The sequence below is a fragment of the Streptomyces sp. Isolate_45 genome (genome assembly GCF_024721315.2).
Taxonomy (GTDB): domain Bacteria; phylum Actinomycetota; class Actinomycetes; order Streptomycetales; family Streptomycetaceae; genus Streptomyces.
This window is the reverse complement of sequence record NZ_JANFAK020000406.1, coordinates 1-423: the sequence shown is the minus strand read 5'-3', so window position 1 is coordinate 423 and position 423 is coordinate 1. Positions and strand designations below refer to the sequence as shown.

General features: G+C 83.5%; 1 pseudogene. It reads left to right on the top strand.

Annotated features, from left to right (window positions below):
* A pseudogene (locus NOD94_RS41335) lies at positions 1-423 on the top strand (hypothetical protein); the annotation flags it as partial.

The window sequence follows — 423 nt, the reverse complement described above, 5'->3', positions numbered from 1 at the left end:
GGCGCCGCCGGGGCCGCCCTGCGGACGCGGAGCGCCACCGGGGCCGCCCTGCGGACGCGGAGCACCCTGACCGCCACCGGCGCCGGGGGCACCGGGACGGGGAGCGCCGGCCGGACGGGGCGCCTGCGGGCGCGCCATGCCGGTCGAGCCACCGGAGGTGAACGGGTTGTTGCCCGGACGGGGACCGGCCGGACGGGCGCCCTGGGGGCGCGGGGACTGGCCACCACCGGCGGCGGGACGCTGTCCCTGGCCACCGGGGGCGTTACCGGCCGGACGCGGGGCGCCGGGACGGGCGCCGGCCTGACCACCCTGACCCTGGGCCGGACGCTGCTGCGCCGGACGGGGGCCGGGAGCGGCGGCGGGACGCTCGGTGCGCGCCGGAGCGGCCGGAGCGGCCGGGGGCGCGGAGAACTCGGTCACCAC